General features: G+C 61.1%; 8 protein-coding genes. 3 read left to right on the forward strand and 5 right to left on the reverse strand.

Annotation, left to right across the window (positions count from 1 at the left end; all coding sequences use genetic code 11):
- Positions 1 to 18: 18 nt before the first annotated feature.
- Positions 19 to 3,861 (reverse strand): ATP-dependent RNA helicase HrpA, encoded by a 3,843-nt coding sequence (gene hrpA, locus ACL2XN_RS05805; protein WP_413730948.1) that lies wholly within the window; start codon positions 3,859 to 3,861, stop codon positions 19 to 21.
- A gap of 277 nt (positions 3,862 to 4,138) precedes the next feature.
- Between hrpA and ACL2XN_RS05810 the strand changes: the two genes are divergently transcribed.
- On the forward strand, positions 4,139 to 4,744 hold the full coding sequence (locus tag ACL2XN_RS05810) for an FMN-dependent NADH-azoreductase (RefSeq protein WP_410015165.1): 606 nt from the start codon (positions 4,139 to 4,141) through the stop codon (positions 4,742 to 4,744).
- Positions 4,745 to 4,887: 143 nt separating this feature from the next.
- Here ACL2XN_RS05810 and ACL2XN_RS05815 read toward each other — a convergent pair whose 3' ends face one another.
- Positions 4,888 to 5,109, reverse strand: a complete 222-nt coding sequence (locus ACL2XN_RS05815; protein ID WP_410015166.1) for a YnbE family lipoprotein — start codon at positions 5,107 to 5,109, stop codon at positions 4,888 to 4,890.
- A complete protein-coding gene (locus ACL2XN_RS05820; protein ID WP_413730457.1) occupies positions 5,106 to 7,901 on the reverse strand; it encodes a YdbH family protein in 2,796 nt (931 codons plus the stop codon). Before ACL2XN_RS05820 ends, ACL2XN_RS05815 begins: the two co-directional genes overlap by 4 nt.
- 156 nt (positions 7,902 to 8,057) lie before the next feature.
- Here ACL2XN_RS05820 and ACL2XN_RS05825 point away from each other — a divergent pair, with 156 nt between their 5' ends.
- A complete protein-coding gene (locus ACL2XN_RS05825; protein WP_413730459.1) occupies positions 8,058 to 9,050 on the forward strand; it encodes a 2-hydroxyacid dehydrogenase in 993 nt (330 codons plus the stop codon).
- A gap of 55 nt (positions 9,051 to 9,105) precedes the next feature.
- Here ACL2XN_RS05825 and ACL2XN_RS05830 read toward each other — a convergent pair whose 3' ends face one another.
- A complete protein-coding gene (locus ACL2XN_RS05830) occupies positions 9,106 to 9,699 on the reverse strand; it encodes a hypothetical protein (protein WP_413730460.1) in 594 nt (197 codons plus the stop codon).
- A 173-nt stretch (positions 9,700 to 9,872) separates the two neighbouring features.
- Positions 9,873 to 10,091: a DUF333 domain-containing protein gene (locus tag ACL2XN_RS05835; RefSeq protein WP_410015170.1), complete on the reverse strand. Its 219-nt coding sequence runs from the start codon at positions 10,089 to 10,091 to the stop codon at positions 9,873 to 9,875.
- Positions 10,092 to 10,331: 240 nt separating this feature from the next.
- On the opposite strand from ACL2XN_RS05835, the gene nifJ reads away from it, so the two are divergent.
- A complete protein-coding gene (gene nifJ / locus ACL2XN_RS05840; protein ID WP_413730461.1) occupies positions 10,332 to 13,874 on the forward strand; it encodes a pyruvate:ferredoxin (flavodoxin) oxidoreductase in 3,543 nt (1,180 codons plus the stop codon).
- Positions 13,875 to 13,931: the final 57 nt, after the last annotated feature.

Raw genomic sequence — 13,931 nt, forward strand, 5'->3', positions numbered from 1 at the left:
GCCCGTTACATTTCCCGATTAACCCGCTATCTGTTCCATCGCCTGCAAGATGCGTTTTTCCGAGACGGGATAAGGCGTGCCGAGCTGCTGGGCAAAATAGCTGACCCGCAGTTCCTCAATCATCCAGCGGATTTCCCTGACATCCTCATCTTCGCGCCGCAGCGGCGGCAGCTTGTCCAGCCACTGGCGCCAGGCTTGCTGCACCTGCTCGACTTTCAACATCTGGGCGCGATCGCGATGCACATCGTTGGGCAGTTTTTCCAGGCGGCGTTCCAGGGCCTGCAGATAGCGCAGCGTATCGGGCAGCCGTCTCCAGCCGTTGCCGGTGACGAAACCGCGATAAACCAGGCCGCCCAGCTGTGCCTTGATGTCCGACAGCGCCAGGGCCAGGCTGATATCCACCCGTCCTTTCAGGCGTTTATTGATGGCGAACACCGCCGTCAGTATTTGCTCCACCTGCCCGGCAATCTCCACCACCGTCGGGTTCAGGTTGGCGCGCACGTATTCCTGCAGTTCGGCAAACTGCTCCTCGCGCCAGACCAGGCCGCCGCGCTGCTCGATAAGCTTGTCGACGCCGCAGGTAATGCAGTCGTCAATCAGCTCCATCACCTTGCCGAATGGATTGAAATACAGCCCCAGCTTGGCTTTGTTAGGCAATTTTTCATGCAGGTATTTTATCGGCGAGGGGATATTGATCAGCAACAGGCGCCGGATGCCCTGCCACATCGCCCGGCGCTGATCGTGCTCGGTTTCAAACAGGCGGATAGCCACGCTGTCTTTTTCATCCACCAGCGCCGGATAAGCCTTGAGCGAATAGCCGCCTCTTTTTTGCTCATAGCGTTCGGGTAAATCGCCAAAGCTCCACAGATGTAAATCACGCTGCTCCAGGCCGTCGTCGGCCACGGCGGAAAGGGTTTGCTGCACATTGTCTTTTAGCTGCAGCTTCAGCGCGTCGAGATCCCGGCTTTCTGCCAGCGTCTTATGTTTATCATCCACCACCCGGAACGAGATTTTCAGATGATCCGGCACCTGATCCCACTGCCAGGCGTCGCGGTCGATGCCCACCCCGGTCATGCGCTTGAGCTCGCGCTCCAGCGTATCGAGCAGCGGCCCGTCGGCGGGCGTGGCCCTGCCGAGAAAGGCTTCGGCGTAATTGGGCGCCGGCACAAAGTTACGCCGTAACGGCTTAGGCAGCGATTTAATCAGCGCAATGATAAGCTCCCGCCGCACGCCCGGGATCTGCCAGTCAAAACCGGCGGCGGTGACCTGGTTAAGTACCGGCAGCGGGATATGCACCGTGACGCCGTCCGCGTCCGCGCCGGGTTCGAACTGATAGCTGAGTTTTAATTTCAGATTGCCCTGGTGCCAAACGTTGGGGTAATCCAGGGCGCTTATCGCATCCGCGCCCGGATTGATCAGCATGCTTTTTTCAAAGTTAAGCAGATCAGGGTCCTGTTTGGCCGCGTCTCGCCACCAGCTGTCAAAATGCCGCGCCGAGACCACCTCCGCGCCGATGCGCCGATCGTAAAAGGCAAACAGCGTCTCGTCATCCACCAGGATATCGCGGCGGCGTGATTTATGCTCCAGCTCCTCCACCTCCGTCAACAGCTTGCGGTTGGCATGGAAAAACGCGTGCCGGGTCTGCCACTCGCCGGCCACCAGCGCGAAACGAATAAACAGTTCACGGCACAGCGCCGGATCGATAGCGCTGTAATTGACCTTGCGGCCGGCCACGATGGGCAGCCCCAGCAAGGTGACTTTCTCCACCGCCATCACCGATCCGGCCGCCTTTTCCCAATGCGGCTCGCTGTAGCTGCTTTTAACCAGATGCGGGGCCAGCGGCTCTATCCATTCCGGATCGATGCGCGCGGCAATGCGCCCCCACAGCCGGGTGGTCTCCACCAGTTCGGCCACCATGGTCCATTTAGGCGGTTTTTTAAACAGCCCCGAACCGGGGTAAATGGCAAAACGGGCGTTGCGCGCGCCGGTGTATTCTTGTTTTTCAGCGTCCTTTTGCCCGATATGGGACAGCAGGCCCGACAACAGGGCGCAGTGCAGGCCGCGATAATCCGCGGGCTGGGTATTGACCGGCAGCCCGAGGGTTTTTACCGTCTGTCGCAGCTGGGTATAGACATCCTGCCATTCGCGTACCCGCAGGTAGCTGAGGAAATCGACCCGGCACTGACGGCGGAACTGGCTGGAGGACAGCGTCTTCTGCTGTTCCTGCACATAATCCCACAATTTGACGAAGGCGATAAAATCCGATTCTTTATCGGCGAAACGGCGGTGTTTTTCGTCGGCGGCCTGTTTTTTATCCATCGGCCGCTCGCGCGGATCCTGGATGGACAACGCGGCGGCGATCACCATCACCTCGCGCACGCAGGCATTATTACGCGCTTCAAGCACCATCCTGGCCAGCCTGGGGTCGAGCGGCAGCTGCGCCAGCTGGCGGCCCAGCGGGCTAAGCCGGTAGCCGCGCGCGGATTCTGCCTCCAGCGCCCCCAGCTCCTCCAATAACCGCACGCCGTCCTGGATTTGCCGCTTGTCCGGCGCTTCCACAAACGGGAAGGCGGCGATATCGCCAAGGCCGAGCGCGGTCATCTGCAGGATGACCGAGGCCAGATGGGTGCGCAGGATTTCAGGATCGGTAAATTCCGGCCGGGAGAGAAAATCCTGTTCTGAATACAACCGGATGCAGATACCGTCGGATATGCGGCCGCAGCGCCCTTTGCGCTGGTTGGCGGAGGCCTGCGACACCGCCTCGATGGGCAGCCGTTGCACCTTGGTGCGGAAACTGTAGCGGCTGATGCGCGCGGTGCCGGGGTCGATAACATATTTAATGCCGGGCACGGTCAACGAGGTTTCCGCCACATTGGTCGCCAGCACGATACGCCGGCCGCTGTGGGACTGGAATACCCGGTTCTGTTCGCTATTGGACAGGCGGGCGTACAGCGGCAGCACCTCGGTATGGGGCAGGTTGAGCTTGTTCAGGCCATCGGCGGTGTCGCGGATTTCACGCTCGCCGCTCATAAAGATCAGAATATCCCCCGGCGCCTCGTGGCTGAGTTCATCCACCGCGTCGAAAATGGCCTGGGACACGTCACGGTCGCCGTCCTCCTCGCTCTCCACCACTGGACGGTAGCGCACCTCCACCGGATAAGTGCGTCCGGAAACCTCGATAATCGGCGCGTTGTTAAAATGGCGCGAAAAGCGCTGCGGGTCGATGGTCGCGGATGTGATAATCACCTTTAAGTCCGGACGTTTCGGCAATAGCTGATGCAGATACCCGAGGATAAAATCGATATTCAGGCTGCGTTCATGCGCTTCGTCGATAATCAGGGTGTCGTACTGCAGCAGTTGCCGATCCTGCTGTATTTCCGCCAGCAGGATACCGTCGGTCATCAGCTTGACCAGCGTGTTGTCGCTTATCTGATCGTTAAAACGCACCTTATACCCCACCGCCCCGCCCAACGGCACCGCCAGCTCCTGGGCGATGCGATCGGCCACGCTGCGCGCCGCCAGGCGCCGGGGCTGGGTATGGCCGATGAGACCGGTGATGCCGCGCCCCAGCTCCAGGCAGATCTTGGGGATCTGGGTGGTCTTGCCGGAGCCGGTTTCACCGGCGACAATCACCACCTGGTTATCGCGGATGGCCTGGAGAATATCCTGGCGTTTCTGGCTGACCGGCAGATTTTCCGGATAGGTTATGGCCGGGCGGGCGGCCAGGCGGTTTGCCGCGCGTTGCGCGGACGCCTGGATATCGGCGGCGATTTGCTCGGCGATAGCGGTCTGCGCCTCGGGCCGGGTGACTTTTTGCGCCCCCTGCAGACGGCGACGTAAAACTGTTTTATCGCGGAGCATAACCGACTCCAGCGAAGCGGACAGTGCCGCCAGCGATGACTTCACGATACCTTTCCTTATACTGCGACCGGATACAGGCGCTGTTCCGGCCCGAATAGAATGTGCTTATGCCGTTAGTTTACCATATCCCCGGCGCCGGCTTTAGCCGCCTTTCCCATCGTTCAGGAAATTCGAACAAACAGCTCGAAATATTGCGCTATCACTGCGGGAGGATAATCAATAGAGTGTTTCTCAACGCCTAAGGGTTAATGACCTATTGAATTATAAGGAACATCTGATGAGCAAAGTATTAATTCTTAAATCGAGTATTCTTGCCACGTTTTCCCAGTCCAACCAGCTGGCCGACTTCTTTATCGAACAATGGCAAAAAAACCACAGCGGCGACGAGATTACGGTACGCGACCTGGCCGCGCAGCCGGTACCCGTACTGGACGGCGAGCTGGTCGGCGCCCTGCGCCCGGCGGACGCGACCCTGACGCCCCGCCAGCAGGAAGCGTTGGATTTATCCGATGAATTGATCAATGAGCTGCAGGCCAACGACGTGATCGTCATTGCCGCGCCGATGTACAACTTCAACATCCCTACCCAGTTAAAGAATTATATTGACCTGATTGCGCGCGCCGGCGTGACCTTTCGCTACAGCGAACAAGGCCCTGAAGGCCTGGTAAAAAACAAAAAAGCGGTGGTGCTGACCACCCGCGGCGGTATCCATAAAGACACCCCCAGCGATCTGGTGACGTCCTATCTGCGCCTGATGCTGGGCTTCCTAGGCATCACCGACGTGGAATTCGTGTTTGCCGAAGGCGTGGCCTACGGTCCGGAAGTGGCGGGCAAAGCCCAGGAAGACGCTAAAGCCGCCATCAGCCAGTTTATCGCCGCCTGATGCCGTGACGGCGGCATGATGGGTAAGGTCTTCAAGACACCCTGCATCCCGACGTCCCTGGAATACAATCCGCGCGCGGCGCCCTGGCCATCAGTGCCGCTGCACGCTTACAGATTGCAAAAGCGCATCCCGGATGCGCTTTTTTATTTGGCCGGCACGCAAGGCTGCGTCTGCGAGTCCTGGCACAGCGTCGGCTGCAGCAGCGCCACGCTCTGTTTGTCCGCCTTGATGGTAATGTCGTGTTCGATTTTCACGTTCATGTTAATGGTAATTGGTTCGCTGGGCATCGCCAGCTCAATGCGCGGCACGCAGGCGGCGGCGCCCAGCGTCAACAGCAGGCCGGCCAGCTTATATCCTGTGTTCATCTCTCTCTCCTTGCTGCCCCGGCGGGGACGGTGCCGGCCTGTTTTTCCAGGGCCTGCTCCACGTTGGTGCCAAAGCGCAGGCTGCGCCACAGCATGAAAATATTTTCCTGATGATGGTAATTCAACCTGACCTCGCGCTGGGCATTGATTTGCGGATTGGTGCCGATAAAATGCGCCAGTAAATCCAGCTCGCCGTCGCGGTTCACGTTGACATCCGCCCGCAGGCGGCTGATTTCCATATAACGCAGCCAGTTGATGGCCGCGCCTGTGGCCAGGTTGCGGCTGCCGATGGCGTCGGCGAATTGTTTATCCAGTCGCAAAGCCATCCGGTTGTCGCCGGCGACCCAGCCGCCGCGGATATACCCCGCCCGATCGCTAAAATGCAGCGGCAGCTCGCCGCTGACACGGCCGGAGAGGGCAAACTGCTTAGGTTTAAGCGCGGTAATCAGCTCGCTCATCTCAATGGATTTGACGCTGAGCACCGCGGCGTCGCGCTGAGGCAGGCTTAGCGGCGTAAGGTGGATCTTGCCGCCCAGCGCGTCCACATCCACGCCGGTGAGCGTCAGCGGACGACGTTCATCATAAGGGTAATACCCCTGTAGTCCTATCGCCAGGTTATTCAGCGTCACCGGGGTGATAATCGTCGCGACACGCAGGCTGACCGGCTGTTTTACGCCCAGTTGCCAGCGCTGGTCCTGCAAACGATAAGAAAGCCCGAGCGCAACGCCCGACAGATGATTTTCGCCCACCCACACCTCTCCCTGGCCGACGGTGGCATGTCCGCCGGCCAGGAAGCCTTGGCCGATAGCGGCGGAAAACGCGCTTTGCGCGTTGAATTGCCCGTCGCGCAGGGTAATGCGCAAATCCGGCGCCAGTAAGGTCTGAAAGACCTTCAGCGGCTGTTTCGGCCACCAGGCCTGCCCGCGCAGTCGGTTGCCGTCCCAGCGGCCATTCAGGCGCACCGGCCCGGTAACGCCGGCCTGAAGCTGGCCTTGCCACAGAAAATCCTGCGGCGTGGTGCCGGTGAAACGCAGCGTCATCACCGGCTGGGGCAAATAGCCGCCGCGGGCAATATCGATCCGGCGGGCATTGACCCGCAGCGCGCCGCTGAAGGCCGGATTATGCTCCCCACGGCGCCAGCGCAGCGGCGCCGTAAGCGCCAGGCGCGGGACGGCAACGCTGACCAGACCGTAGTGGATTTGATCGAGGCCGCTGGACAACTCCGTCAGTTCAATCTGGTCCGCCAGCCAGGATCCGCGTCCCGCGATATCCCACCGCGCCTCGAACGGCGTCAGGTTGCCCCCGCCCCAATAACGCCAGCGCCACTCGCCCTTATCGGGCAGGAAATCCAGCGCGCGGCCGTCCATATGCAGGGTGAAGTGCCCGTAATCCGGCACGTTAGCCTGTAAGATGGCCTGCAATCGCCCGCTGAGGCCCCGGGATGACACCTGCACGCCGGCCAGGGGCAGGCGCGCGCTGTTGATGCTCAGCGCCTCGGAAATCAGTCCGGTGACGCGCAATAACGCCCCGGGCAGCAGCGCCAGGGTCGGATCGGTCAGCAATCCGCGCAACTGGCCGGGAATCGACGCGCTTAACGAGAGCCCCCCCTGGTTAGCCGTGCCGGTAAAACGGAAATCCAGCGCATTGTCACTCAGGCGCAGCGGGCCGGGGCCGACGGTCAATACGGCATTGGCCTTGCCGCGCAGGCCCTGGGTCAGCATATTCATGCGCGCCGTTAATCCCAGCGCGTCGGGACCGTCCAGCCAATGCGCCAGGGTCAGGGCGATATTGCCCGACAGGGGCTGGGTGGCATAGGGCCAGCGCCACTCGCCGTCGGTAATCTGCAGGTCATCGCCGGCGATGCGCCAGGGCAAGCGCGCCAGCCTGATATCGGTTTGACCGTCGGTCACCAATAACGCCCCCTGCCGCTGCCGCCAGCTGATATCGGCGTTCACCGGCCTGCCGTCGGGCAAAACCAGGCCGGCGGTCAGTTCGCCCTGTTCCGGCGGCATCATCACCTGGGGCGACAACGTCATATCCCCGGTTACCCCGATGTGCAGCGCCCCGGATAATACCGCCGGTCGCGCGGGAAATAGCGGTGCCGGCTGGGGCGGCGCGGCTAACGACGCCGGCGCGGGGTTCTGTAAGCCGAAGGGCGCGTTGAAGACCGGCAGCGCCGGTAAGGCCCGCGGGGGCTGCGGCTGCGCGCCGGTAAACGTCAAGTCGCTTATCGACAGTTGACGATCGCGCAACGACAAGGCCAGGCGCAGATGTTCATTGTGGTAATATGCCCGGGTGCCGGCGGCAAGATGCTCCAGCTCCAGTTCGCCGGCATAGGCCTGCCAGGGCGCCACCGTCAGGCGGCCGATGCCGAGCGTAAAGCGCGGCAGAACCTGCTCGACGGCCGCCCAGGTCAGCGGCTCGCCGCTTTCTTCACGCGCGCGGGGCGCATTACAGGTGCTGTCCACCGTTACCTGCCCGGCGAGGATGCGCCATGCGCCGTCCTGGCGCCGGGCGCTGATATTCTGGCCGGTTATCCAGACGCAGGACGGACGGTTTAACGCAAAGCCGGGCAGGATCACCGTCCCCTGATGCCAGCGCGGCCGGCCGGTCAGGGTAATATCGACATCGGCGGGCAGCACCAACCGCGCCGCCACCGGCAGCCAGAGCGGTAAAAAAAACCACCCCACTGCCACCGACAGCCCAAGAAGCGCCAGCAGCAACAGGGCAACCGCTCCGGAACGGCGTAGAAAAAGGCCTGCGCGCCTGTATGCGCCTGATGCGTCGGTCATGACATTCCTTATTGTCCCTAAGCCTGCAAGATACCATAATTATATTCCACGCAACATTTTAGGTGATACGGCACAAACGCGTACTTTTATCCGTCTGAGAAGGATACATTGAATGATACCGCGCCACCTGCCGGCCGATCTTATGGAGTAGGACTGATGAAACTAGCCGTCTACAGCACTAAAAATTATGATCATAAATTTTTGTCACAGGTAAATGAACATGTTGGCTTTGAAATAGAATTTTTTGAATTTCAATTGACGCCGCGTACGGCCAAGACCGCTGAAGGCTGCGATGCGGTGTGTATTTTTGTCAATGACGACGGCGGGCGCGACGTACTGGAGGCCTTGGCCGAAATGGGCGTAAAGCTGCTGGCGCTGCGCTGCGCCGGCTTCGACAATGTCGATCTGGCGGCGGCCAAAGAGCTTGGCATTCAGGTGGTGCGGGTACCCGCCTATTCGCCCGAAGCGGTGGCGGAACATGCCATCGGCCTGATGATGTGCCTGAACCGGCGCATTCACCGCGCCTACCAGCGCACCCGCGACGCCAATTTTTCTCTTGAGGGCTTAATCGGCTTTAATATGCACAACCGCACCGCCGGGGTGATCGGCACCGGTAAAATCGGTGTCGCCACCATGCGCATCCTGAAAGGCTTCGGCATGCGCCTGCTGGCGTTTGATCCCTACCCCAGCGCCCAGGCCCTGGCGCTGGGCGCCGAATATGTGGATTTAAAGACCCTGTTCGCGCAATCGGATGTGATCACCCTGCACTGCCCGCTGACGCCGGAAAACCACCATCTGCTTGACCGGGAAGCCTTCGCGCAAATGAAGGACGGCGTGATGATTATCAACACCAGCCGCGGCGGCCTGATCGATTCGCAGGCGGCCATAGAAGCGCTGAAGCTGCAGAAAATCGGCGCGTTGGGCATGGACGTTTATGAAAATGAGCGCGATCTGTTTTTTGAGGATAACTCCAACGACGTAATCCAGGATGATGTGTTCCGCCGCCTCTCCGCCTGTCACAACGTGCTGTTCACCGGCCACCAGGCGTTCCTGACCGAAGAAGCGCTGACCAGCATCGGCGAGGTTACGCTGGAAAACCTGCGCCAGCTAAGCCAGGGCGAGCACTGCCCGAACCTGGTTACCGCCTGATACCCGGCCGGCCCCGCCTGATGATACGCGGGGCCGGCCTAAACGCGGCTGGGGGTTACCTGGCGTCAGTGATTAAGCCCATTCTCTCGATTAGCAGGCTCATTTTATCGATATAAGGACCCAGCCGGGTCAAATTCTCCTGTACCTCGGCTCTTATTGCCTCCAGCGGATAAGCGTCATTATTCAGTTCCCGCAGCCATTGCACATATCGGTCCATTACGTCCATCAGACGGTCGAACTGCCTCGGGCAGTTGATCTGTGTCGCGCCCCCATCCTCCCTCGCGCCGGCATTGATATCCTGTAGCAGGGCCTGCACATCCCGGCATAGCGCCTCGATACTTTCGCCAAACGCGCCGCATGCGGCAAGAAAATGGCTGGCAGACCATGAGCTCCCGGCAGCCAAGGCGGCGCCCGGTTCGCAGCACCTGATCTTTACCGGCACGACAGCGCCGGCGTCTTGCCCGGCGACAGCGGCGTCGCGCTTGCGCTGCCGGCCGATGCCGGCAGGCGCGAGGCTGATGTCGGCGGGCGCGTGGCTGACGGCCCGCGGCCAAGGCGCCCGCCGCCGGGCAGCATCATCTCCCGCCGGGGATAAACCGACGGCATCAGGCATGGCGGGAGGGGAGAGTATATTCAGAAATGGGTTCATAATAGCGTTTTATCCTTGATGGACGTGTAACGATCCTGGCCCCTGTCAACGGCAGTTGCCAGCAGGACCACGATGTTATGCCATCAGGGGGCTCCCCGTAACGCTATCGGACCGGCGTTGCCCGAAGGTTCAGGCAAGAACGTATTGCCTGGCTGGGGATGGGAGCGGGATGCTTAAAAACGCTTGCCGTTGGCCAGTTGGCACATGCCCACCGTGGTGCCGTCAAGCTGGCGCGCCAGGGTCATTGTGCCGCCCGCGTTCATGCAGCGGGGGGTATTGGGCACGTCCACGCGCTGCGGCAGGCTGGCGGTGGTAGCCTGCTGGCCCATCTGCTCGGGCTCGTCATTATTGGAACTGCTGCAGGCGACTAATAATAGCGCGGATGTTGCCATCAACCACCGTGAAAACGTCATTAATCAGCTCCGTAATAATTGTACTAGGAATAGTCTGAAGCTTGCATTCTAGTCGCACAGCGTCTTGACGTCGAGTCTTGCGGGGCCGGTTTTACAATTATCCGCGCGCTTCATCGCACAAAAGCAAAAATCCCCTAGGGTTGCTACTGGTATACTGGCGCCCATAAGGGGTAACCCAATGATTTATGGGTTATCAACCGTGAACAGAAAAGGTACAGCATGATCACCACAGACGGGAATAACGCAGTCGCTTCGGTGGCCTATCGCATTAATGAAGTTATCGCCATTTATCCGATTACGCCCAGTTCCACCATGGCGGAGCAGGCCGATGCCTGGTCCGAGGCGGGCACCGCCAATATCTGGGGCGATGTTCCCCGCGTCGTGGAGATGCAGTCCGAAGGCGGCGCCATCGCCACGGTGCACGGCGCGCTGCAGACCGGCGCATTATCCACGTCCTTTACCTCGTCGCAGGGTTTGCTGCTGATGATCCCGACGCTGTATAAACTGGCGGGTCAGCTGACGCCGTTTGTCCTGCATGTGGCGGCCCGTACCGTGGCCACCCACGCGCTGTCGATTTTCGGCGACCATTCGGACGTGATGGCGGTACGCCAGACCGGCTGCGCGATGCTGTGCGCCGCCAGCGTACAGGAAGCGCAGGATTTCGCCCTGATATCACAGATCGCCAGTCTCAATAGCCGGCTGCCGTTTATCCATTTCTTCGACGGTTTCCGCACCTCGCATGAAATCAATAAAATCGCGCCGCTGGCGGACGCCACGCTGAAAAGCCTGCTGCCGCAGGAGGCCATCGACGCCCATCGCGCCCGCGCGCTGACGCCGGATCGCCCGGTGATTCGCGGCACTTCGGCCAATCCGGATACCTATTTCCAGTCGCGCGAAGCCACCAACCCCTGGTACCACCAGGCTTACGACCATGTGCGCCAGGCCATGGACGCCTTCGCCGGCGCCACCGGCCGCCAGTATCGTCCTTTTGAATATTACGGCCATCCCGAGGCCGAGCGCGTGATTATCCTGATGGGGTCGGCCATCGGCACCTGTGAAGAAGTTATTGATACCCTGCTCGCCCGGGGTGAAAAGGTCGGCATCGTCAAGGTGCGGCTCTATCGCCCGTTTCGCGCCGATGCGTTGCTGGCCGAGATCCCGCCGGGCGTCAAGGCCGTCGCGGTACTCGACCGCACCAAGGAACCGGGGGCGCTGGCCGAACCGCTTTACCTGGACGTGATGACCGCGCTGGCGGAAGCCTACAGCCAGGGACAGCGGGATAGCCTGCCGCGTACCATAGGCGGTCGCTACGGCCTGTCGTCGAAAGAGTTCGATCCGGCCTGCGTGCTGGCGATTTTCAACGAGCTGTCCCTGCCGCGGCCCAAGCCGCGCTTTACCGTGGGCATCTATGACGACGTCACCAACCTGTCCCTCCCCCTGCCGCAAGCGGATTTGCCGCGCCTGGCAAAGCTGGAGGCGCTGTTCTACGGACTCGGCAGCGACGGCACGGTGTCCGCCACCAAAAATAATATTAAAATTATCGGCAACAGCACCCCGCTGTTCGCCCAGGGCTATTTTGTGTATGACTCGAAAAAAGCGGGCGGCCTGACGGTTTCCCACCTGCGGGTCAGCGAAAAACCGATTAACTCCGCCTACCTTATCAGCCACGCCGACTTTATCGGCTGCCACCAGTCGCAGTTTATCGATAAATACCAGATGGTGGAGCGGCTGCGCCCCGGCGGTATCTTCCTGCTGAATACCCCCTATGGCGCCGATGAGATCTGGGCGCGCCTGCCGCAAGAAGTGCAGGCGCTGCTGAAGGCGCGCCAGGCGCGGTTTTATATCATCAACGCGGCGCAGATTGCCCGCGAATGCCAACTGGGCGCGCGCATCAATACCGTAATGCAAATGGCGTTCTTCCAGCTGGCCGCGATTCTACCCGCGGACAGCGCGCTGGCGGAGCTGCAGTCGGCCATTGCCCGCAGCTACCGCAGCAAAGGCCAGGAACTGGTGGAGCGTAACTGGCAGGCGCTGGCCGCCACGCGCGAAGCCCTGTTCGCCGTGCCGCTGGAAGACGTTAACGATCGCAGCCCCATGCGTCCGCCGGTGGTCTCCGACGCCGCGCCGGACTTTGTCAAAACCGTAACCGCCGCCATGCTGGCGGGCCTGGGGGACGCCTTGCCGGTCTCCGCGCTGCCGCCCGACGGCACCTGGCCGGTCGGCACCACCCGCTGGGAGAAACGCAATATCGCCGAACAAATCCCGCTCTGGAAGCCGGATTTGTGTACCCAGTGCAACCATTGCGTCGCCGCCTGTCCCCATGCCGCCATCCGCGCCAAGGTCGTGGCGCCGCAGGCCATGGCCGCCGCCCCCGCCGGCCTGGCTTCGCTGGACGTGAAATCCCGTGATATGCGCGGCCAGAAATATGTGCTGCAGGTGGCGCCCGAGGACTGTACCGGCTGTAACCTGTGCGTCGAGGTGTGCCCGGCCAAGGATCGGCAGGATCCCGCCATCAAGGCCATTAACATGGCCTCGCGGCTGGAGCATGTGGAGGAGGAAAAAATCCATTATGACTTTTTCCTGGATCTGCCCGAGATGGCCGTGTCCCAGCTGGAACGCATCGATATCCGCACCTCACAGCTGATTACACCGCTGTTCGAATACTCCGGCGCCTGTTCCGGATGCGGCGAAACCCCCTATATCAAGCTGCTGACCCAACTGTACGGCGATCGGCTGTTAATCGCCAACGCCACCGGCTGTTCCTCCATTTACGGCGGCAACCTGCCGTCCACCCCCTACACCACCAATGCGGAAGGCCGCGGTCCGGCGTGGGCCAATTCGTTATTCGAGGATAACGCCGAGTTCGGCCTGGGCTTTCGCCTGACGGTGGATCACCATCGCCGGCGCGTGCTGCGTTTGCTTGAAGAGCACGCGCCCCGGTTGCCGGCGGATCTGGTCGGCGAACTGCGGGCGGACGGCGTGGCGGTGGAAACGCGGCGCGGGCAGATAACGCGGCTTCGCGCCGAACTGCGCCCGCTGCTGCAAACGCAGAGCGTCGACGCCGGCTTGCGCCAGCTGGCGCAAGACGCCGATTACCTGGTGGATAAATCCATCTGGCTTATCGGCGGCGACGGCTGGGCCTATGATATTGGTTTCGGCGGGCTGGATCACGTTATGAGCCTGACGGAAAACGTCAATATACTGGTGCTGGATACCCAATGTTATTCCAATACCGGCGGCCAGCAGTCGAAGGCCACGCCGCTGGGCGCGGTGACCAAATTCGGTGAACAGGGCAAACGCAAAACCCGCAAGGATCTGGGCGTCAGCATGATGATGTACGGCCATGTCTACGTGGCGCAGATTTCACTCGGCGCCCAGCTTAACCAGACGGTGAAAGCCATCCAGGAAGCGGAAGCCTATCCGGGCCCGTCGCTGATCATCGCCTATAGCCCGTGCGAGGAGCATGGGTATGATCTGGCGCTAAGCCACGATCAGATGCGCCAGCTTACCGCCACCGGCTTTTGGCCACTGTACCGGTTCGACCCCCGCCGCGGCGACGAAGGCAAATTGCCGCTGGCGCTGGACTCGCGCCCGCCCAGCAGCGATTTGAGCGCCACACTGCTTAACGAGCAGCGCTTCCGGCGGCTGAATACCCAGCAGCCGGAGGTGGCCGCGGCCCTCTACCAGGCGGCGGAAAAAGACCTGAAGGCGAAATATGACTTCCTGGCCCGCATGGCGGGTAAAACCGACGCGGCGGAATAGCCGACCGCCGGCGTTACGTTATCAACGCTGCGGGCCGGCAGGCGGCGAATATCGACG

It is taken from the genome of Sodalis sp. RH22 (assembly GCF_047324165.1).
Classification (GTDB): Bacteria; Pseudomonadota; Gammaproteobacteria; order Enterobacterales; family Enterobacteriaceae; genus Acerihabitans.